This window comes from Amycolatopsis melonis (assembly GCF_040064235.1).
Taxonomy (GTDB): domain Bacteria; phylum Actinomycetota; class Actinomycetes; order Mycobacteriales; family Pseudonocardiaceae; genus Amycolatopsis; species Amycolatopsis melonis.
Window position 1 is genome coordinate 302,508 of the sequence record NZ_JBDZYD010000015.1, and the last position, 20,180, is coordinate 322,687.

General features: G+C 71.1%; 17 protein-coding genes and 1 rRNA gene. 6 read left to right on the forward strand and 12 right to left on the reverse strand.

The genetic code is table 11. The features are described 5' to 3' along the window. Window positions 1-20 precede the first annotated feature (20 nt). From ABJI51_RS36070 to ABJI51_RS36080, 3 genes are read right to left on the reverse strand one after another with little or no spacing between them, the layout of a single operon-like run. Window positions 21-830 carry a carbohydrate ABC transporter permease gene (locus tag ABJI51_RS36070; RefSeq protein WP_348955581.1) on the reverse strand — a complete coding sequence of 270 codons (810 nt, stop codon included), beginning with the start codon at window positions 828-830 and terminating at the stop codon, window positions 21-23. Then, on the reverse strand, window positions 827-1,774 hold the full coding sequence (locus ABJI51_RS36075; RefSeq protein WP_348955582.1) for a carbohydrate ABC transporter permease: 948 nt from the start codon (window positions 1,772-1,774) through the stop codon (window positions 827-829). Before ABJI51_RS36075 ends, ABJI51_RS36070 begins: the two co-directional genes overlap by 4 nt. Then, window positions 1,774-3,000, reverse strand: a complete 1,227-nt coding sequence (locus ABJI51_RS36080) for a sugar ABC transporter substrate-binding protein (protein ID WP_348955583.1) — start codon at window positions 2,998-3,000, stop codon at window positions 1,774-1,776. The genes ABJI51_RS36075 and ABJI51_RS36080 overlap by 1 nt, the downstream gene beginning before the upstream one ends. A 177-nt stretch (window positions 3,001-3,177) precedes the next feature. Between ABJI51_RS36080 and ABJI51_RS36085 the strand changes: the two genes are divergently transcribed. Continuing rightward, the gene (locus tag ABJI51_RS36085) at window positions 3,178-4,191 is read left to right on the forward strand and encodes a LacI family DNA-binding transcriptional regulator (RefSeq protein WP_348955584.1); all 1,014 of its coding nucleotides are present in this window, start codon (window positions 3,178-3,180) and stop codon (window positions 4,189-4,191) included. A gap of 144 nt (window positions 4,192-4,335) precedes the next feature. Here the strand turns inward: ABJI51_RS36085 and ABJI51_RS36090 are convergent, their stop codons facing one another. From ABJI51_RS36090 to ABJI51_RS36110, 5 genes are read right to left on the reverse strand one after another with little or no spacing between them, the layout of a single operon-like run. Next, a complete protein-coding gene (locus ABJI51_RS36090; protein ID WP_348955585.1) occupies window positions 4,336-5,373 on the reverse strand; it encodes a LacI family DNA-binding transcriptional regulator in 1,038 nt (345 codons plus the stop codon). Next, entirely contained in the window at window positions 5,370-5,915 is a 546-nt protein-coding gene (locus ABJI51_RS36095) for a hypothetical protein (RefSeq protein WP_348955586.1), read from the reverse strand. Before ABJI51_RS36095 ends, ABJI51_RS36090 begins: the two co-directional genes overlap by 4 nt. After that, a complete protein-coding gene (locus tag ABJI51_RS36100; RefSeq protein WP_348955587.1) occupies window positions 5,912-6,742 on the reverse strand; it encodes a carbohydrate ABC transporter permease in 831 nt (276 codons plus the stop codon). Before ABJI51_RS36100 ends, ABJI51_RS36095 begins: the two co-directional genes overlap by 4 nt. Further along, entirely contained in the window at window positions 6,739-7,677 is a 939-nt protein-coding gene (locus ABJI51_RS36105) for a carbohydrate ABC transporter permease (protein ID WP_348955588.1), read from the reverse strand. Before ABJI51_RS36105 ends, ABJI51_RS36100 begins: the two co-directional genes overlap by 4 nt. A 12-nt stretch (window positions 7,678-7,689) precedes the next feature. Next, window positions 7,690-8,967, reverse strand: a complete 1,278-nt coding sequence (locus tag ABJI51_RS36110) for an ABC transporter substrate-binding protein (protein WP_348955589.1) — start codon at window positions 8,965-8,967, stop codon at window positions 7,690-7,692. Between the two features lie 211 nt (window positions 8,968-9,178). Between ABJI51_RS36110 and ABJI51_RS36115 the strand changes: the two genes are divergently transcribed. Genes ABJI51_RS36115 through ABJI51_RS36125 form a run of 3 tightly spaced genes read left to right on the forward strand, consistent with a single transcriptional unit; the run spans window position 9,179 to window position 15,887 of the window. Continuing rightward, window positions 9,179-11,893: an exo-rhamnogalacturonan lyase family protein gene (locus ABJI51_RS36115; protein WP_348955590.1), complete on the forward strand. Its 2,715-nt coding sequence runs from the start codon at window positions 9,179-9,181 to the stop codon at window positions 11,891-11,893. Then, window positions 11,890-12,909 carry a rhamnogalacturonan acetylesterase gene (locus ABJI51_RS36120; RefSeq protein ID WP_348955591.1) on the forward strand — a complete coding sequence of 340 codons (1,020 nt, stop codon included), beginning with the start codon at window positions 11,890-11,892 and terminating at the stop codon, window positions 12,907-12,909. Before ABJI51_RS36115 ends, ABJI51_RS36120 begins: the two co-directional genes overlap by 4 nt. A gap of 2 nt (window positions 12,910-12,911) precedes the next feature. Then, the gene (locus tag ABJI51_RS36125; RefSeq protein ID WP_348955592.1) at window positions 12,912-15,887 is read left to right on the forward strand and encodes a beta-galactosidase; all 2,976 of its coding nucleotides are present in this window, start codon (window positions 12,912-12,914) and stop codon (window positions 15,885-15,887) included. On the opposite strand, the gene ABJI51_RS36130 is transcribed toward ABJI51_RS36125, so the two are convergent. Then, window positions 15,841-16,566: a hypothetical protein gene (locus ABJI51_RS36130; RefSeq protein WP_348955593.1), complete on the reverse strand. Its 726-nt coding sequence runs from the start codon at window positions 16,564-16,566 to the stop codon at window positions 15,841-15,843. The genes ABJI51_RS36125 and ABJI51_RS36130 overlap by 47 nt on opposite strands. Window positions 16,567-16,652: 86 nt before the next feature. Between ABJI51_RS36130 and ABJI51_RS36135 the strand changes: the two genes are divergently transcribed. After that, the gene (locus tag ABJI51_RS36135) at window positions 16,653-17,690 is read left to right on the forward strand and encodes an NsdA family TPR-like regulatory protein (RefSeq protein WP_489617908.1); all 1,038 of its coding nucleotides are present in this window, start codon (window positions 16,653-16,655) and stop codon (window positions 17,688-17,690) included. 146 nt (window positions 17,691-17,836) lie between these two features. Next, a complete protein-coding gene (locus tag ABJI51_RS36140) occupies window positions 17,837-18,205 on the forward strand; it encodes an STAS domain-containing protein (RefSeq protein WP_348955595.1) in 369 nt (122 codons plus the stop codon). Here the strand turns inward: ABJI51_RS36140 and ABJI51_RS36145 are convergent, their stop codons facing one another. The 3 genes from ABJI51_RS36145 to rrf form a co-directional block, all read right to left on the reverse strand. Further along, the gene (locus ABJI51_RS36145; RefSeq protein ID WP_348955596.1) at window positions 18,206-19,210 is read right to left on the reverse strand and encodes a glycoside hydrolase family 113 protein; all 1,005 of its coding nucleotides are present in this window, start codon (window positions 19,208-19,210) and stop codon (window positions 18,206-18,208) included. A 102-nt stretch (window positions 19,211-19,312) separates the two neighbouring features. Continuing rightward, window positions 19,313-19,675 carry a hypothetical protein gene (locus tag ABJI51_RS36150; RefSeq protein WP_348955597.1) on the reverse strand — a complete coding sequence of 121 codons (363 nt, stop codon included), beginning with the start codon at window positions 19,673-19,675 and terminating at the stop codon, window positions 19,313-19,315. 369 nt (window positions 19,676-20,044) lie between these two features. Then, a 5S ribosomal RNA gene (gene rrf, locus ABJI51_RS36155) occupies window positions 20,045-20,161 on the reverse strand. Window positions 20,162-20,180: the final 19 nt, after the last annotated feature.

The following is a 20,180-nucleotide window of genomic DNA, read 5'->3' on the forward strand; positions in this document are numbered from 1 at the left end:
CTTTCCGGAAGAAGTGAGCTTCAGTCCTTGACCGCGCCCGCGGTGACGCCGGCGGCGACGAACCGCTGCGCCAGCACCAGCAGCACGGCAGCGGGCACCGAGGCGACCACCGCCGTGGCCATGATCGAGTTCCACTCCTGGTTGTTGTTGCCGATGTAGCGGTAGATGCCCAGGGTCAGCGGCCGCAGCGAGCCGCCGCCGTCGAGCGTCGCCGCGAACACGAAGTCCGACCAGGCCCACAGGAACGAGAACAGCCCGGCTGTCACGACCCCGTTGCGGCTGGCAGGCAGCACCACCGACCAGAACGTGCGCACCGGACCCGCGCCGTCGATCGTGGCCGCCTGGACCAGTTCGTCGGGCACGGAAGCCATGAAGGACGTCAGGATCAGCACGGCGAACGGCACCGCGATCGTCGAGTCGGCCAGGACCAGCCCCCACGCGGTGTTCGTGATGCCGAGCGCGACGTAGATGCCGTAGAACCCGAGCGCCATGATGATGCCCGGGATCATCTGGGCCACCAGCAGCACGAACCCCAGCGCCCGATGACCGCGCGGACGCAGTTTCGCCAGGGCGTACGCCGAGGGCGCGGCCAGTGCCAGGGTCAGCACGACGGTGCCCAGCGCGACGAGCAGGCTGGTGGCGAAGTACGGAAGCTGCTCGCGCAGCACCCGTTCGTAGCCTTCGAACGTCGGCGCGACGGGGAACCAGTCGGGCGGCGACTTGCGCATCCGCCCGGCCGGGGTCAGCGAGACGTTGACCATCCAGTAGACCGGGAACAGCATCACCGCGGTGAGGACCAGGCCGAGCAGCGTGCGCCAGCGCCGGATCATGCGTCCTCCTGCCTGCGCTGCGTGCGGATGTAGAGCAGGCCCGCGACCAGGGCCAGCAGGATGAGCACGTTGCCGACGGCGGCGCTCGGCCCGAACCGCGGGAGCATGCTGCCGAATCCGAGTTCGTAGGACCACGTCGCGAGCGTCGTCGACGACCCGCTCGGGCCACCCCTGGTCATGATCCAGATGACGTCGAACACCTTCAGCGTGTAGACCAGCCCGAGCAGCAACGTGATCGCCGAAACCGGGCGCAGCAGCGGGAAGGTGACGTGCCGGAACCGCTGCCACGCACCGGCGCCGTCGAGCGACGCCGCCTCGTACACCTCGGCCGGGATGTTCTGCAGGCCGCTGTGCAGCACGACGAGGTTGAACGGCACGCCGATCCAGATGTTGGCGACGATCACCGAGACCAGCGACCACGTCGGCGACGTCAGCCAGTCGATCTTGCCCGCGCCGAACCAGCCCAGCACGGAGTTGACCACGCCGGACTCGCTGTTGAGCAGCCACGCCCACGTCGAGCCCGACACGATCAGCGGCAGCAGCCACGGCACCAGGAACAGCGCGCGCAACGTCGGGCCCAGCCGGAAGTGCCGGGCGAAGAACACCGCCATCGCCAGGCCGATGCCGTACTGGAACAGCAGGGACGCGGCGGTGAAGACGAGCGTGTTGAGCAGCGCCGTGCGGAACGTCGGGTCGGCGAACACGGCCGCGTAGTTGTCGAACCACACCAGCGGCGCGCCGCCGTGGACGAACGTGCGGACGGTGTAGTGACGCAGGCTCAGGTCGACGTTGGTCACCAGCGGATAGCCGTAGCAGAGCAGGAGGTAGGCGACGAGCGGGGTGAGGAACGCCCACGCCAGCACCTGCTGCCGCCGCCGGCGCCGCGGGGCCCGGCCGGCCGCTCTCGCGACCGGCCGGGCGGCGGCCAGTTCCCGGACGGCCACTACTTCGCCGCCGCCGCGGTGGCCTGCGCGGCCGCGAGCGCGGCGTCGGGAGCCTTCGCCCCGGTCAGCGCGGCCTGCACGGCACCCCAGAGCGGCTCGGAGATCCGCGGGTAGCGCGTGCCGAGGTTGTCGCCGGTGCGGCCCTTCGCGACCTGGACCGCGTCGACCCACACCGTCAGCTCCGGCTGGGCGGCGACCTGCTTTTCCTGCACCGCCGGGACGGCCGAGACGTAGGTCAGCGCGGTGTCGGAGTCCAGCACGTTGGCCGGGTTGGTCAGGCAGGAGGCGATCCGGCCCGCGGTCTTCTCCTTGTCCGGGTTGTCCTGGACGGGCACGGTGACGAACTCGCCGCCGGTCGGCGCCGGGGCGGCTCCCCCGGCACGAGCCGGGATCGCGAGAACGCCGTAGTCGAACCCGGTCTTCTTGGCGTTCTGCAGCTGCCAGGTCCCGTTCTCGGCGAAGGCGTACTCGCCGGTCGCGAACTCCTGCCAGCTGGTCGTCTGGGTGTTGCCGATGACCGACTTGGGCGCGTATCCCTTGTCCAGCCAGGACTTCCACTGCGCGAGTGCCGAGACGGCGGCGGGCGAGGCCAGGTCGGTCAGGTTCGCCCCGGCGCCCCAGAACCAGGGCAGGAACTGGAAGCTGCCCTCCTCGGTGCCGATGGCGGAGAAGGTGATGCCCTTCTTGCCCGCGGCGTGCACCTTGGCCAGTGCCGCCTCGAGGGAGGCCCAGTCGCGCACGGACGCCGGGTCGACGCCGGCGGCGGTCAGCACGGCCTTGTTGTAGTAGAGGGCGAGGGTGTTCGCCCCGATCGGGACGCCGTAGACCTTGCCCTTGACGTCGCCGGCGGCGAGCAGGTTCGTGGCCACCTGCGCGGTGTCGAGCCCGGTGTCCTGATTGGACTTCAGGACGCCGCCCTCGGCGAGCGTCGAGACGACCGGGTTGTCCACCACCAGGACGTTCGGCGCGGTGTTCTGCTGGGCGGCGAGCAGCACCTTGTTGGTCAGGTCGGTGGTGTCGAAGGCCTGCCGCGCGATCTTGACCCCGGCTTCGGCACCGCACTTGTCGATGACCTTCGCCCACGCGGAGCTCGCGTCGAACTGGGGGTAGGGGTCCCAGACCGCGAAGGTGCCGCCGGACTCCGTGGTGGGGGCCGTCCCGGAGGAGCACGCGGCCAGCGTCGTCGCGGCGGCGGCCGCGCAGAGCAGCCGGATGATCGGGTTCATGAGGGGTCCTTCCTGTCGGCACCTGTGACGACCCGGAGGCGTTCGGACATCATCTCGATCCAGCATCGAACCGGTTCGATGGCGAAGGCCGCGTCACCGTAAACCCCGCGAGCGCTCCTGCGCAATACTGCGTGGACTACGATCGAACCGGTTCTGGTCACCGGCGTCGGGAGCGGCATGAACATCGGGGAGATCGCGCGCCGGGCGGGCGTGTCGCGCAGCACGGTGTCGTACGCGCTGAGCGGCAAGCGCCCGGTGTCGGCGGCGACCGTCCAGCGCATCAACGACGTCATCGCCGAGCTGGGCTACCGCCCGAACGCGAGCGCCCGCGCGCTGGCCGAGGGCCGCACGCGCACGCTGGCCCTCGTGGTGCCCCCGGCGAGCCGGCGGCTGACCGACGTCCAGCTGGGTTTCGTGGGCAGCGTGGTCGACGCGGCGGCGGCCCACGACCTCGACGTCCTGCTGTCCCCCAGCGGCGGCGACCACGACCGTTCGTTCGAGCGCATCGTGACGGGCCGCCGCGTGGACGGCGTGATCCTGATGGAGATCCTGCTGGAGGACCCCCGCGTGGACCGGCTGAGCCGGGCGAGCGTGCCGTTCGTGACGATCGGCCACGTCGAGCATCCCGGGGCGAGCTGGTGGGTGGACGTCGACTACAGCGGCCTGATCACCCGCTGCGTCCACCACCTGGCCGACCTGGGCCACGAAGAGGTGGTGCTGATCAACCGGTCGGCGGAGCTGGTGGCGGCCGGTTACGGCCCGGCGTTGCGTTCGGCGACGGGCTTCCTGTCGGCGGCGGAGCAGCGCGGGCTGACGGCACGCACGGTGTGCTGCGCGGACGAGGCCGCGGCGGGACTGGCCTGCTTCGAGCAGATTCGCACTCAGTGGCCGGCGGTGACGGCGGCGGTGACGATCAACGAGGCGGCCCTGCCCGGCGTCCAGCGGGCACTGCACAAGGCGGGACTGGAGGTACCGCGCGACTTTTCCCTGACGGGAGTGATCGCCGAGCGCCTGGCGGAGGACTTCCACCCACCCCTGACGGCAGCGGACGTCCCGGCGGTCGAGCTGGGCAGGCTGGCGGTGGACCTGCTGCTGGCCCAGATCGCGGACCCGGAGGCCACCCCGCGGAACGCGTTGCTGGAGCCGCCGATCTCGCTGCGGTCCAGCACGGGCGCCCGGCCCCGCGGCTGAGCACCCCACCGGCCCCAGCCCGGCCGCCGGTCCCGCCTTCGGTTCCGGACGACATGAATGAGTCATTCACGTCACCAGACGACATGAATGAGTCATTCACGTCATCCCGGCCCGCCCCCGCAACCAGGGTCGAACCGGTTCGACTCACCCGGAACGCTTCCGCGCCTCCCGCGGCCGCCGGCTCGACTCCCGGACCACCAGCTCCGGCGTGAACACGACATGCCGGTGGACGTGCTCGTCCGGCGACTGCGACTCCGCGATCAGCAACGCCGCCGCCGTGCGGCCGATTTCGTGACGCGGCTGGCGGACCGAGGTCAGCGGGACCGCGGCCGCCGCCGCGAAGTCGATGTCGTCGTAGCCCACGATCGCCAGGTCCTCCGGGACGCGCACGCCCGCCCGGACCGTCGCCTGCAGCAGCCCCAGCGCCAGCAGGTCGTTCGCGCAGAACACCGCGTCCGGCAGTACCGCCCTGGCCAGCAGCTGCTCGCCTGCCCGCAGCCCGCACGCCACGTTCAACGCCGGCGCGGTCAGTTCCTCCAGGACCTCCGGTGGCCGCCCGGCCAGGCGGACCGCGTCGCGGGCGCCGCGGTGGCGTTCGGCCGCCTGGTGGATGCCCGGCGGGCCGGTGACCATCACGATGCGCGAACACCCCTCGGCCAGCAGGTGCGTCACCGCCAGCTCGCCGCCGTGGCGGTCGTCGACGGCCACCGAGCACCGGTTCTCCTCGGCCGTCGGGTGGTCGACCAGCACCACCGAGATCCCGCGGTCCTGCAGCTGCCGCAGCGGCACCGGGCCCGCCTGCACCGGCGTGATCAGCACCCCGTGCACCCGCTGCGACGCCAGCAGCTCGACGTGCCCGCGTTCCCGTTCCACCGACTCGTCGCTGTTGCACAGGATCACCGCGTGCCCGGCCTCGCTCGCCGCCGCTTCGACGCCGCGGGCGACGTCGGTGAAGAACGGGTTGCCCACGTCCGGCACCACCAGCCCGATGGTGCGTGCCGTCCCGGACCGCAGCTGCCGGGCGGGCTCGTTGCGGACGTACCCCAGCTCGTCGATCGCGGCGAGCACCCGCTCGCGGGTCGCGGCCGCCACGACGTCCGGGCGGTTCAGCACGTTCGACACCGTGCCGACCGACACCTCGGCCAGGATCGCGACGTCCCGGATGCTGATCGCCGGCTTCACCGCCGTGCCCGCACCGCGACGGCGGCCAGCACCAGCAGGCCGGGCGCGACGACCACGAACGCCGGGGCCCGCGCGACGACGGCGGCCACGACGACGATCGCCGCGACCAGCCCGAGGCTGCCACGCCAGTCGAGCACGGCCGCCCGGCCCTCCGACGCCAGCACGTCCGGCCAGCGACGGCCCGGCCGCCAGCCGGCCGCGGCCCGCAGCCCGGCCGCGACGAGCGCGGCAAGCACCACGCCCAAGACCACCCCGAACACCCGGCCACCCGGCAGCCCGCCGAGGACCGCGACGACGTCGATCCCGCCGACGAGCAGCAGCCCGGCCGGTGCCAGGACGGCCACGGGGTGGGCCAGCGCCTCGCGGAACAGCCGGGCGAACCGCCGCACGGTCGGCGTCCGGCCGTCCGCAGTCACCTCGATGAGCAGGACGGAACCGGCGGCGGCCGCAGCCAGCGACGTCACGACGAACACCGACGCGACGCAGACGAGGAGGCCGACGAACAGCACTTCGGCCAGCAGTGTCAGGGACTGGGTTTTCATCCCTTCAGCCCCGACGTCGCCACGCCCTCGACGAGATACCGCTGGAAGGCGAAGAAGAACAGCCCGATCGGCAGCAGCGCCAGCACCGACATCGCGAACATCGGCCCGAACGCCGACTCGCTGGTCTGGTCGACGAAGATCTGCAACGCCAGCGGCAGCGTGAACCTGCCGGGATCGTTGAGGTAGATCAGCTGCGAGAAGAAGTCGTTCCAGGTCCAGATGAACGTGAAGATCGCGGTGGTGATCAGCGCCGGGCGCAGCAGCGGCGCGATGACGTACCGGAACGTCCGGACCGGGCCGCAGCCGTCGATCGTCGCCGCTTCGTCCAGCTCGCGGGGCAGGCCGCGGATGAACTGCACCATCAGGAAGACGAAGAACGCGTCCGTGGCCAGGAACTTCGGCAGGACCAGGGGCCAGAAGGTGTTGACCATCCCCAGTTTCTGGAAGATGACGTACTGCGGGACGAGCACGACGTGCTGCGGCAGCATGATCGTCGAGAGCATGAAGCCGAACATCGGCCCGCGGCCGCGGAAGTGCAGGCGCGCGAACGCATACGCGGCCAGCGAACACGACAGCACGTTGCCGATCACCGCGCCCACCGAGATCACCAGCGAGTTCGTGAAGTAGTGCCAGACGCTGTAGCCCGCCACGCCGCCGAACACCTGTGTGTAGTTCGCGCCCGTGGGATGCGACGGCAGCAGCGACAGCCCGGCCAGCACCTCCTCGGCGGGCTTGAACGAAGCCGAAACCAGCCACACCACCGGATACAGCAGCACCACCAGGATCAGCACCATCAGCAGGTGCCAGGCCCACGACCGCCGCGTCATCGCCCCTCCCCCGCGTAGAACACCCACCGCCGCGAGCCGCGGAACAGCAGCGCGGTGAGCACGCCGATCACCACCAGCAGCACCCACGCCATCGCCGAGGCGAAGCCCATCCGGAAGTCGGTGAACCCGCGCTGGTACAGGTAAAGCGTGTAGAGCAGCGTCGAGTCGCCGGGCCCGCCGCGGCCGCTGCTGACCACGAACGCGCCGGTGAACGACTGGAACGCGTGGATCGTCTCCAGCACGAGGTTGAACAGCAGCACCGGGGACAGCATCGGCAGCGTCACCGAGCGGAACCGCCGCACCGGGCCCGCGCCGTCCAGCTCCGCCGCCTCGTACAGCTCCTTCGGGATCTGCTTGAGCCCGGCCAGGAAGATCACCATCGGCGCGCCGAACTGCCAGACGGCCAGCGCGATCACCGCCAGGAGCGCGAACTCCGGCCGGTCGACCCAGCCGCCCGAGCCGAGCCCGAACGCGTCGAGCACGCGGTCGGCCGTGCCGCCGGTCGAGAACATCGCCCGCCACACCAGCGCGACGCTCACGCTCGCGCCGAGCAGTGACGGCGCGTAGAACGCCGAGCGGTACAGGCCCGCGCCGCGGTTCGCGCGGTTCAGCAGCATCGCGACGGCGAGTGCCAGCCCGAGCTTGAGCGGCACCGAAATTCCGACGTACCGCGCGGTGACACCGGCGGCGTGCCAGAACCGGTCGTCGCGGGTGAACATCGTGACGTAGTTGTCGAGGCCGACCCAGTGCGGCGTGTCGAACAGGTCGTAGTCGGTGAACGACAGCCACAGCGACGCGATCATCGGGCCGATGGTGAGTACCAGCACCCCGAGCAGCCACGGCGACAGGAACAGGTACCCGGTGCCCTGCCCGGTGCGGCGGCGGACGACGGCCCGGTCCCGCGTCACCGGCCGTTCCAGCACAGCTTGCGTCATGCGGTGCCTCCCTCAGGACCCGAGGGACTGCTGCGCGGTCTGAACGACACGCGCGGCCCCGTCGGCGACGCTGGTCCGGCCGAAGATGACGTCGTCGTAGATGCGCTGGAAGTCCCGCTTGACCGCCGCGGCCCCGGTGGGCCACAGGCCGGTCGCCGGGCCGATCCGGTCGGCGACGGACTTCTCGTAGTCGCACACGGCTTTCGTCGCGGCCTGGGCCGTACCGCAGACCTGCTCGCGGATCGCGGTGTTGGGCGGCAGCCCGCGCGCCACGCCCAGCTGCTTGCCCGCCTCGGGGTTGTTGACCAGGAAGCTCAGCAGCTTGGCGGCGGCGTCCTTCTGCGCCGAGTGCTGCGCGATGGCGAAGGTGACCGGCGGCATCGCGGCCATCCCGGACGTCGGCCCGTCGGTGGGCAGCGGCGCCGCCTTGATGCCGGGGCCGTAGCTGGACAGGTAGGCGCTCAGGCTGGAGTCGTAGTTGATCTCGGACCCGGCGTGTTTGGTCACCAGGCCGGAGTTCGGCATCGAGCCGTCCATCTTCGTGGTGACCTCGGGCGCGGTGACGGCCTTGCTCGCGCGGAGGCTGCCGGTCAGTGTCCAGAACTGCGTCAGGTCCGCGGCGGTGAAGCCGAGCTTGCCGTCGCCGGTGTAGAGCTGCTTGCCGTGCTGGTGCAGCCACACTTCGAACCAGTCGATGGCCCAGCCGAAGTCGGTCGTCCCGGCCACGCCGGTAGCGCCCACCTTGGCGAGCGCCTCGCCGAACTGCGTCCACGTCCACGTCTTGCCGGGCCCGGACGGCGGCTCGACGCCCGCCTTGGTGAAGACCGCCGGGTCGTAGGCGAGCATCTGGGTGGTCTGGCCGCCGGGCACCGCGTACTGCTTGCCCTCGACCTGCCCGCCGGCCAGCAGGGCCGGGGCGATGCCGGAGACGTCGATCGCCTTGCCGACGTACGGACTCAGGTCGGCGAGCACGTGCCGGTGCTGGTACTCGCCCAGCGTCGCGCGGTCGAGCTGGATCAGGTCCGGTGACGCGCCGCCGGCGACCTGGGTGGACAGCTTCTGGAAATAGGCGTCGTAGGCAGCGTACTCCGTCTGGACGGTGATGCCCGGATTGTCCTTCATGAACAGGTCGACGGCCGCCTTGGTGACCTTGGCCCGGTCTTCGTTGCCCCACCAGACGAACCGGATCGACGTGCCGCCCGGCGCACCACCCCCGCTACCGCATCCCGTCACCAGGCCTGCCACCAGCGCGGCCACGATCGTCACCAGCCCACCGAACCGTCCGTTCATGGGATTTCCCTTCTGCGATCGCGCCACGGCGATCTCGCCGGAATTCGGCTTGAATCGGTTCAAGCACGTTAAGCGCGTCCGGGCGGGTCGTCAACCATTCCAGAAAGCGCTTACTCAGGGACTGGACTGTTCGGGTTCCCGAGGTTGACATCCGTCGCCGCCTCTGGTTTGAATCGGTTCATCTCGGCGACGAGCTGACCGGAGGCCGACGATGTCCCCGCAGTCCCCCTTCCCCAGAAGATCCTTTCTCGGCGGCGTGTCGGCGGCACTGGCCGCCACGGCCGTAGCCCCCGGGACGGCGTTCCCCGCGGCCCGGACGGACGGCCCCGGAGTACAGCTGCACTGGCTGGACGGCAAACCTCCTGCCCCGGCGGGGTGTTCCTTCGGTGTGCCCTGGCCGCGGGGGACGCTGGCCCGGACCGTGCCGCTGGCTCTGTCCACGGCCGACGGCACGCCGGTCCCGGTGCAGTCGTGGCCGCTCGCGTACTGGCCGGACGGCTCGGTCAAGTGGTCCGGGCACGCCGTGACGTCGTCGGCGGCCGCGGAGTCCTTCCGGCTGGCCCCGGGCACTCCCGCGGCGCCGCCGTCGCCGGTCACCGTGCGCCGCTCACCCCGCGAAATCGTCCTCGCCAACGGCACGATCGAGGTCAGGGTCGCCACGACCGGCCCGATCGCCGTGCCCTCGATCTCCCGCGGCGGCCGGGTCGCCGCCCGCAACGGCGAGCTGGTACTCGGGTTGCAGGACCAGCCGGACGACCCCGACGCGCCCCGCCCGCCGCGCCGCGAGGACTGGACGGGCATCGTCGAGCGCGCCGACATCGAGCAGCCGGGCCCGGTCCGCGCGGTGGTCAAGCTGACCGGCCGGTACCGGCGGGACCGCCGGGCGGTCCTGCCGTGGACACTGCGGATCTACCTCGGCGCTGGTGACGACTCCCTGCGCATCGTGCACAGTTTCCGCTGGGACGCCGACGAAAACCACGACTTCGTCCGCGGCCTGGGCATGCGGTTCTCGGTGCCGCTGACCGACGAGCCGCACAACCGGCACGTCCGCTTCGGCACGGCCGCGGGCGGTGTGTGGGGCGAGCCGGTCCGGGTGCTCACCGGCCTGCGCCGCGACCCCGGCTCGGCAGTCCGCAAGGCCCAGACCGACGGCACCGCCACCCCGCCGGTCGCACAATGGGGCCAGCAGGTCCGCGACGGCTACCAGAACCTCGCGCTGTGGAACGACTTCACCCTGTTCCAGGAGTCCGCCCGCCACTTCGCCGTGTGGAAACGCACCAGCGCGGCGGGCAGCTGGCTCAAGCACGCGGGCCGCGGCGACCGCGCGTCCGGCTTCGGTTACGTCGGCGGTCCCGCCGGCGGGCTGGGCTTCGGGCTACGCGACTTCTGGCAGCGCGCCCCACGCTCGCTGGACGTCCGCGGCGCGGCCACGGACACCGCGACCGTGACGCTCTGGTCGTACTCCCCGCTGGCCCCGGCGATGGACCTGCGTACCTACGACACCACCGCCCACGGGCTCGATCTGTCCTATGAGGACGTCCAAGAAGGATTCGCGACACCGCAGGGCATGGTGCGCTCGACCGAACTGAGGCTGTGGGCACTGGCCGCCACACCACCCCGGGACACCATCGCCGCGCTCTCGGCCACTCTGACCACCCCGCCGCAGCTCGTCACGGACCCGCAGACCTACCACGCGGCCGGGGTGTTCGGCCGGTGGAGCCTGCCCGACCGCAGCACACCCGCCCGCGCGGCCCTCGAAGACGGCATCGCCCGCGAAATCGCCTTCTACGCCGACCAGGTCGACCAGCGCGAATGGTACGGCTTCTGGCACTACGGCGACGTCATGCACACCTACGACGCCGACCGCCACGAGTGGCGTTACGACGTCGGCGGGTACGCCTGGGACAACGCCGAACTCGGCACCGACGCCCTGCTGTGGTACGCCTTCCTGCGCTCGGGCGATCCCCGGACGTTCCGGCTCGCCCACGCCATGACCCAGCATGTGTCCGAAGTAGACACGCACCACAGCGGCCGGTTCGCCGGGCTCGGCTCGCGGCACGCCGTCGTGCACTGGGGCGACGGCGCCAAGGAGGCCCGCGTCGGCGAGTCGTTCACGAAACGGTTCTCCTACTACCTCACCGCCGACGAGCTGCTCGGCGACCTGATCCGGTCGTCACTGCAGGCCGACGAAACCCTGCGCACGATCGATCCGCTGCGCGAAGTCCTCCCGCCACAGACCAAAGCCCCGGCCCGCGTCCGCATCGGACCGGACTGGTACGCCCTGGTCAGCAACTGGCTCACGGAATGGGAACGCACCGGCGACGTCCGCTGGCGCGACCGGATCGTCACCGGCATGAAGGACATCGCCACGTTCCCCGCCGGGCTGTTCACCGGCGAAGCAGGCGGCGCGGCCGGCTTCGACCCGGCGACCGGCCACCTCGTCAACCTGGAGAAGGGCGACTTCGAGGGCGGCTACAACCTGTCGATGGCCTTCCTCGGCGAGCAGATCCTCTGGGAGACCCTCGACCTGGTCGACGTCCCCGAGTTCCGCCGCACCTACCTCGACTTCGCCCGCTACGCGCAGGCGCCGTCGGCCGAGAAGATCGCCCGCTACGGCCGCGACTTCAATCCCGGCCTGTTCAAGACGATCTACTCCCGTGTCACGGCGTGGGCAGGCGAACAGCTCGGCGACGCGAACCTGCGCAAGCGCGGCTGGGACCAGTTCACCAGCGACCCCGCGGGCAAGCCCTGGCCACCCGCCGAACGCGTCACCGGCACCGCCGTGGCCAGTCCGGTGACGGAGATCCCGACGCGCACCACCACGAACCCCGCGGGCGACTTCGCCACCTTCGCCACCAACGACTTCGCCCAGCGCAACCTGGCTATCATCGCGCTGCTCGCCATCGCCCCGGAGGAAGCGCCGTGAGAATCCTGGTTCCGCTGCTGACTGCCGTGCTCGCACTGAGTGCCTCCCCGGCGGACGCGCACTCGCGCTGGACCGTGTGCGACGGCTCGTGTTCCTTCGACGTGCCACCGGGCGACTACGAGATCGAAGCAGTCCTCACCGGACAGACCGGGCTCGACGTCGAAGCCCGGCGGATCGCGCTCGCCCCGGTCGAAACCCGGCCGGGCCAGGACGTCCACCGGTCGGTGACCGTCGAGGTGCGCACGCCCGAGGGCATGCCGAGCGGAGAGGACGGGCCGGGCACACCCGGCCTGCAGATCCGGCTCACCGGACCGTCGCCGCATCCGGCCCGGATCGCCGTGACACCGAGGCCGCGGGCGCCGCGGATCTTCGTCATCAGCGACTCGACGGCCGCGGACTGGACGTTTCTGCCGAAGAACGGCTGGGCGCAGGCCCTGCCGGAGTTCTTCCGCGCCGGGCCGAGCGTGCGGAACTACGCCCAGTCCGGCGCGAGCACGGTCAGCTACCTCGCCGACCCGCGGTACTTCCCGCGCGTGCGGCCGATGATCCGGCGCGGTGACACCGTGCTGATCCAGCTGGCGCACAACGACAAGCAGACGACCGAGGAGGTCTACCGGGCCAACCTCGCCACCCTGGTCGACGGCGTCCGCGCCCAGGGCGGTGCGCCGGTGCTGGTCACGCCGCCGGTGCGGCACCGGTTCGGCCCGGACGGCAAGCTCACCCCGCTCGGCCTGGTGGTCAACACCCTCGGCGTCGACCTGCCCGCGGTCATGCGGGACGTCGCGCGGCAGCAGCGGATTCCGCTGCTCGACCTGACCGCACGCAGCCAGGAACTGCTGGAAGGCCTCGGCGAAAGCGCTTCCTGGCCGCTGTACCTGACGACCGAGCACGACGGCGTCCAGGACGCCACCCACCTCAGCCGGTACGGCGCCGAGCAGTTCGCCGCCCTTGTCGTGCGCGAGATGGCCGACGCCCACCTGCCCCTCGCGCACTTCCTGCGTCCCGAAAGGCTTTGACGATGAGACGCCGTCTTCTCGCCCTCGCCCTCGCCTTGGCCACGGCGGCCGGGGCGAGCAGCGCGCCCGCCGCCCAGGCAACACCGCCCGCGAAACACCGGATCACGTTCGACAAGTACTCACTGATGTTGGACGGGCAGCGGCAGTTCCTGTGGTCCGGTGAGTTCCACCCGTTCCGGCTGCCGAGCCCGGACCTGTGGCGCGACGTGCTGCAGAAGATGAAGGCGAGCGGGTACAGCGCCGTCTCGATCTACTTCGACTGGAACTACCACTCGCCCGCACCCGGGGTCTACGACTTCGCCGGCGTCCGCGACATGGACAAGGTGCTCGGCCTCGCCGCGGAGGCCGGCCTGTACGTCATCGCGCGGCCGGGCCCGTACATCAACGCCGAGGTCACCGGCGGCGGCTTCCCCGGTTGGCTGTCCACTCAGGACGGTACCGCCCGCAGCGACGCGCCGGACTACCTGGCCGCGGCCGACGAGTGGCTGACGCAGATCGACCGGATCATCGCGCGGCACCAGTACCTCGACGGCCGCGGATCCGTGGTGCTGTACCAGATCGAGAACGAGCTGGCCGCCACCGGCGTGTCCCAGCAGAACTACATCGCCCACCTCTACGACAAGGTGCGCGCCGACGGCATCGGTGTCCCGATCTTCCACAACGACCGCGGCCGCAACGGAATCTGGGTCCCGCCGGACTCCGGTGTCCCCGGTACCGTGCCGGGCAAGGTCGACCTCTACGCGTGGGACACCTACCCGGGCGGCACCTGCCGTCCCGACGCGACTCCGGGCACGCCCAACAACGCACCGGACTGGGGCCTCTACGGCCCGGGTGGCGCGAAGGGCGGCGCGAGCGCGTCGCCGAACACCCCCGGGTTCACCGCGGAGTTCGGCGGCGGCTGGTTCGACTACTGGGGCAGCAACGGCACCTACCCGTGCACTGCCGTCCGCCAGGGTCCCGGCTACGAACGGGTCTTCTACGGCACGAACATCGCCAACGGCCTGACGATCCAGAACTTCTACATGACCTTCGGTGGCACATCGTGGGGCTGGCTGCCGGCCCCGGTCGTCTACAGCTCCTACGACTACGGCGCGGCCATCGACGAGGCCCGGCAGCTGCGGCCGAAGGCGGCGGCGATGAAGGAACTGGGCTACTTCCTGCAGGCCGTGCCGCCGATCACCAAGCAGGACAAGGCGGACCCGGTCACCCCGTCGTCGACGGCGGTGAAGGTCTACCACAACGTCAACCCGGACACGCAGACCCACTTCTACCTGCCGGTGCACAACCCGTCGAAGGCGACCACGGACGACGCGTTCACCTTCGCCGTGTCCACTTCGGACGGTGCGTACACGGTGCCGCAGGCGGGCACGCTGCGCCTGAACGGCCAGGACGCCAAGCACCTGGTGGCGAACTTCGACCTCGCGGGCCAGCACCTGGTGTACTCGACGTCGGAGATCATGACGTCGACGGGCAGCACCGTGCTGCTGCACGGCCGTCCCGGCGAGGACGGCGAAACGACCCTGCGTTACCCGCGGGAGCCGAAGGTCGAGGTCCTGTCCGGAAACGTGACGTCCACATGGGACGCCACTCGTGGAGATCTGCGGCTGAACTACGTCCACAACGGACTGTCCCGGGTGCGGATCTCCGGCGGCGACCGGCCGCCGGTCACGCTGCTGCTGGCCGACAGCACCACGGCCGACACCTTCTGGCGGCTGGACACCGGGGCCGGACCGGTCCTGGTCCGCGGTCCCGCGCTGCTGCGCACCGCGCGGTCCCTCGGCGGCCTGCTGGCACTGACCGGCGACACCGCACAGGCCGGCGACCTCGAAGTGTGGGGCCCCGGCACGTTCCTGCTGTGGAACGGGCGGCCGGTGCCGTCCCACCGGACGTCCTCGGGCAGCCTGCTGACGCAGCTGCCCGGCCCGGCGGCGGTCCCGCTGCCCCAGCTCACCGGCTGGAAGCAGGCGCCCGGCTCACCCGAGTCGGCCGTCGCCTACGACGACCGCGGCTGGACACCGGCGGCGAAGACGACCACGGCGAGCACCACCCCGCCACCGGCTGGCCAGCCGGTGCTCACCGCGGACGACTACGGCTTCCACACCGGCGACGTCTGGTACCGCGGGCACGCGAGCGGCCCGGTCCCGGCCGAGCTGAGCCTGACCTACGGCGCGGGCGGCGCGGGCATGCTGCAGGCGTGGCTCGACGGGCGGTACCTCGGCCAGCACGTGCTGCCGAGCGCGCTGGCGGCCCCGCCGACGTCCGGCACGGCGACGTTCGCGGTGCCGGAGGAGCTGCGCGGCGACGGCGACCACGTCCTGTCGGTGATGGTCCGCAACAACGGCCACAACGAGGACGGCGGCGTCAACGACGCCCACAAGGAGGGCCGCGGGCTCATCTCGACGTCGCTGACCGGGGCCGCGTGGAAGATCCGCGGCGGCGTCCCGGATCCGGTGCGGGGTCCGCTGAACAACGGCGGTCTCGACGGCGAGCGCGCGGGCTGGTCGCTGCCGGGCTACCCGGACGCCCGCTGGGCGGCGGCCCAGGTGCCCGCCGCGACGGCGGCGCCGGGAACGACGTGGTACCGCACGACCTTCACCCTGGACGTCCCGAAGGGACACGACGCGTCACTGGGCCTGACCATCGGCGACCCGGCGAAGCCGCGCTCGGGCGGCCACTACCGGGCGCTGGTCTTCCTCAACGGGTGGAACCTCGGGCAGTACATCGCCGACGTCGGGCCGCAGCACACGTTCGTGCTGCCGGACGGCATCCTGAACCCGGACGGCCGCAACACCCTGGCACTGGCGGTCACCAGCGACGGCGGCGACGGCAACGGCCTGGAAACGGTGTCCCTGACCAACCTCGGCACGGTCCGCGGCGGCGTACCGGTCCACCCGGTCACCTCCCCGGGCTACCACCGCTGCGGCAGACTTCTTACGCGCCGGGACCGGAGTAGATCTCCTTGGCCGGGGGCGGGTTGACCGTGGTGGCCTTGTTCCAGTCGCTGAACTCCATCGCGCCCTTCTTCGGGTCCTGCAGGCGCAGCAGGTAGTGCGGCGCGTCGGCGACCACGGTGGCGGTGCCCTCGGTGCTCTTGAAGTTCAGCGCCGAGACGCCCCCGACGGTGGTCGGCTCGCCGCCGGTGAAGGTCGACTGGGCCAGCTCGCCGACGGTGTTGTCGGTGAACGTCTTGTAGTCGAGGAACATCTTGAAGGCGTCGGCGATGCCCTCGCCGAGCTTCGACGTCGACGGGATCCACTTGCCGACGAGCAGCTTGCCCGCCGATGCGGGGATGCCGGCTTCCTTCACCAGCGATTCGCTGAAGCGGAAGTAGTACTTCTCGCCGACGCGCAGGACGGGGATCTCGACGCCGTCCTTGACCACCTTGCCGCTGGCGCTGTCCTTGTTGAGCTGCAGGTCCAGGGTGATGGCGCCCTCGTCGGAGACCGCGCCCTTGACGTGCACGGCGGTGGCCTGCTTGGCGGCGTCGGCGACGGCCTTGCCGGCGTCGGCTGCGGCCAGCGCCGGCTTCGCGGTGGTGGGGGCCGGCGTGGACGAGGACCCGGCGGCGGCCGGGGCGGGGGTCTCGGCGGCGCCCGCGCAACCGGCCAGGGCGAGGGTTCCGGCCGCGAGCAGCGCGGCGAGATGGAGGCGTGACATGGCAGTCCGTTCATGAAGGCCGGGACACCCCCGGGACACGATCGAGGTATCGCCTGAACGGGTGATTCGTTACACCCGGCGGCCGGGTGATCTGCGCTGTCCCCGGTTTTCGTCGCTTTCGTGCCGGGTATTCCGGTAATGCCATGGTGACGACGACGGGCGACAGTGAGCCCCTTCCCATCCAGATCGAGACCACCGACGTCGAAAGTCTCGAAGCCGCGGTGGGGGTCCTGCGTGCGCTGGACTACCGGCAGGGCGGCGCCTTCTGCCGCGACGCGGTCCGCGTGGTGAAGACGGCGAGCCTGCTGCTGAACTGGGGCACGGTCCCGGGTCCGCTGCGCGCCCGCCTGTGCACCGTCCTGGCCGACGTGCACAACCTGCTGGGCTGGACGGAGTTCGACATCGGCCGCCGCGACCCGGCCCGGCACCGCTTCGAGCGCGCGCTGGACCTCGCGACGCAGGCAGGCAACGACAACCTCGTGGCGAACATCCACTACCGCCTCGGCCGCGTGCACCTGCACCACCACGACGTCGACAGCGCACTGGCCGAGTTCACCCGCGGCCGCGAGGCGGCCCTGCGTTCGGGTTCGGCCCGCGCCCTGGCGATCCTGACGGCGAACGAGGCCTGGGCACACGCAATGAGCGGCGACGAGCAGGCAGCGCTGACCCGCCTGGCGGAGGCGGAGTCGGCCTTCGCGGACGCGGCGAGCTGGCCGGAACCGCAGCCATGGGAGGCGTTCTTCGGCGAGGCCGACATGGCGGCCATGCGCGGAACGGTCCTGACGGAGCTGGCCGAGGTGGTGTCCCCCCGCCACGGCGCCCCGGCAGTGACCCAGCTGACACAGGCGGTGAGCGGCTACGGAGACGACATGGCCCGCAGCCGTTCCCTGACGATGATCATGCTGGCCCAGAACCACGCCCGCCAGGGCAACCTGGAGGAGGCGGCCGAGATCGGCGGCGAGGCGGTGGACCTGGCCCGCCGGGTCGGCTCGGTCCGCCCGAAGGACCGCCTGCGCCCCCTGGAGCGCCTGTTACGTCTCCGCCTCAGCGAGCAGAAGGGCAGCAGCGCGGCGCGCGATCTGCTGGAGCAGGTGGTGACGTACCGGCGCGAGCCGCTGGTGTGACGCGGCGACGGCACGCGACCGGCTGACAGAGTGATGTTTCGGCGTCGGAACCCCCGGGTACCACCCACCCGGACTGGACTGTGTCCGACGGACGAGGAGGAATCCGAGCATGGCACCGCGATCGTCGAAGCAGGGCGGGAGCCGACGTGACCACTGACGGCAACCGGCTGCGGCCGCAGGACCTGCTGCGCGTGACCACGTACCATTCCGGCGACGCCGTCGTGCTCGCGGTGTCCGGGGAGGTCGACCTGCTCAGCGCGCCCGTGCTGGGCAAGGAGATCACCGCCGCCCTCGACGGCGTGCCCGCGCTGCTGGTCATCGACCTCACCGACGTCTCCTTCCTGGCCTCCATCGGCATCACCGCGCTGCTGGAGGCACGCCGCCAGGCCCAGCCCGGCACGCAGGTCCGCGTCGTCGCGCCCGCGCAGAGCGTCGTCGAGCGCACCCTCCGGCTGACCGGTCTCATCGAGGCGCTGGCCGTCACGTCGACCCGGGCGGACGCGCTCGCGGGGTGATCACCGGCCGTACCGGGCCGCGATCGCGTGGAAGACCTCCTTCGGTTCCCACGCCATGTCCGGGTACGCGTTTCCGCGGCGCCCGTCCAGCATCCGCACCGCGCCGTAGGAGGCCAGGTCGAGGTCGCGCCGCGGCCCCGGCCGGGACGGGCACTCGTAGCCGGCGAAGGTGAACCAGAACGCGCCGTGGACGTCTTCGGCCTCGAAGACGTCCACCAGCTCCGTGAAGTACGCCGCCTGGCCGGCTTCGTCGCGGACGTAGTCGCCGTTCAGTGTGCGCGGTTCAGCCGTGAAGTCGACGATCGTCCAGCCGGTGCCGCCCGCGTCCGCCGCACCCCGGTACGTGCAGCAGCCGAACTCCGTGATCACCAGCGGCCTGCCGTGCCGCGGGTAGTCCCGCACGAGCCGGGCGAACTCGCCGGCGTTGTCGGACGAGCGGTACAGGTCGACGGCGGCGAAGTCGAACCCCGACCAGTCGATCTCCTCCCAGTGCCCCGCGGCGTAGGTGACCCGGCCGCCGAAGTGCCGCCGCGCAACGCCGGTGACGTCCCGCAGCACCGCGGCGAAGTCGTACTCCGGCGAGAAGGCGGCCCACGCCGCCGGATCGGCCGCGTTGCGGAACCGTTCCAGCAGGTAGGCACCGGGCACGAAACCCGTGCAGAACAACGACATCTCACAGCCCAGCACGAGCACGGTCGCCGGATCCCGCAGGCGGATCTCCTCCGCCCGCCGCGCACAGTCGGCGAAGTACGGCTCCAGCTGCGGCGGCGTCAGATCCATCGGAAACGGCGCGAACCACACCTGCAACCCGGCGTCGAGCGCGGCATGCGCGGCCAAGACGAGCCGGTCCGGGTCGTCCCCGCTGATCCGGACGGCGTCGCAGTGCAGGTCCGCCGCGATGATCTCCAGCTCGCGGCGCACCACCGCGGGCTCGAACTCACGCCGCGACCGGTCGCCGACCGCGCCGCCGAAGCCCGTGTCGTAGTTGATCCCCCTCAGCTGCATGACCCCTCCGGAATGTACGTCGTACATTCGAAGGTACTGACCCGCGCGGCTGTCGTGCGCACGGCGATCGAGGTCGCCGACACCGGCGGCGGCGCTGAGGACTCAGCCGTGGCCGGCCGCGAAGCCGACGGCCACCCAGCCCGCGCCCTGCCTGCGCAGTTCGAAGCCGTAGGCGACGGCGCCGGGATCGTTGCCGTGCAGGGCTTTGACGCTTTCCCAGGTGTAGTCGCCCGGCTCGTCGGGGCGGTACGGCGCCGACCAGTACTGCGGTGTCGTCGTCGCGCCGCAGCTGCGGTGACCCCAGAACTTCACCGACTGGGTGCTGTCGGTGAAGACGGTCCGCGCGGTGTCGTCGATGGTCCACCAGTCACGGCAGTCCGCGCTCCCCGCTTCAGCGGGCCCGGCGACGGCCACACTCCCCACCAGGGCTGCCACGACGGCTGCTGATCTCCCCCATGTGATCATGTCCCGCAGTTTACCCGAAATGTCCGGATAGTGCTGTGACGCCGAGGGCGAGCAGGCCGGCGACCTTGAGCACCTCGAGCCCGATGGAGATCCGGGGCGGATCTCGCGTGATGGAGCCCGGAACTCGCGTGATGGGTCGAGGATCTCGTGGGGCGCGGCCTGGCATCCCGCGCCCTGCACGGGCATCCTCTGCGCCTGGCCCGGGTATCACCCGTGACTGGTGGGGTATCTCGCGTGACTGGAGAGGCATCACCCGTGACTGGAGGGGCATCACGTGTGATTGCGCGGGCATCAGCCCTCGGGGGGGTGGATATGCGGGAAGGCCCCCGGGAGAACCATGGGTTCTCCCGGGGGCCTTCCTCAAGGTAAGTTCGGCGGTGTCCTACTCTCCCACAACCCTTCGGTTGCAGTACCATCGGCGCTGTCAGGCTTAGCTTCCGGGTTCGGAATGGGACCGGGCGTTTCCCTGACGCTATAACCACCGAAACACTACGAAACAACACAC

Bases quoted from the DNA above. Each gene is read 5' to 3' on its own strand.
- ABJI51_RS36150 (WP_348955597.1), bottom strand. From the start codon at position 19,675: ATGATCACATGGGGGAGATCAGCAGCCGTCGTGGCAGCCCTGGTGGGG.
- ABJI51_RS36095 (WP_348955586.1), bottom strand. From the start codon at position 5,915: ATGAAAACCCAGTCCCTGACACTGCTGGCCGAAGTGCTGTTCGTCGGC.
- ABJI51_RS36085 (WP_348955584.1), top strand. From the start codon at position 3,178: ATGAACATCGGGGAGATCGCGCGCCGGGCGGGCGTGTCGCGCAGCACG.
- ABJI51_RS36070 (WP_348955581.1), bottom strand. From the start codon at position 830: ATGATCCGGCGCTGGCGCACGCTGCTCGGCCTGGTCCTCACCGCGGTG.
- ABJI51_RS36130 (WP_348955593.1), bottom strand. From the start codon at position 16,566: ATGTCACGCCTCCATCTCGCCGCGCTGCTCGCGGCCGGAACCCTCGCC.
- ABJI51_RS36080 (WP_348955583.1), bottom strand. From the start codon at position 3,000: ATGAACCCGATCATCCGGCTGCTCTGCGCGGCCGCCGCCGCGACGACG.
- ABJI51_RS36115 (WP_348955590.1), top strand. From the start codon at position 9,179: ATGTCCCCGCAGTCCCCCTTCCCCAGAAGATCCTTTCTCGGCGGCGTG.
- ABJI51_RS36145 (WP_348955596.1), bottom strand. From the start codon at position 19,210: ATGCAGCTGAGGGGGATCAACTACGACACGGGCTTCGGCGGCGCGGTC.
- ABJI51_RS36100 (WP_348955587.1), bottom strand. From the start codon at position 6,742: ATGACGCGGCGGTCGTGGGCCTGGCACCTGCTGATGGTGCTGATCCTG.
- ABJI51_RS36110 (WP_348955589.1), bottom strand. From the start codon at position 8,967: ATGAACGGACGGTTCGGTGGGCTGGTGACGATCGTGGCCGCGCTGGTG.
- ABJI51_RS36105 (WP_348955588.1), bottom strand. From the start codon at position 7,677: ATGACGCAAGCTGTGCTGGAACGGCCGGTGACGCGGGACCGGGCCGTC.
- ABJI51_RS36125 (WP_348955592.1), top strand. From the start codon at position 12,912: ATGAGACGCCGTCTTCTCGCCCTCGCCCTCGCCTTGGCCACGGCGGCC.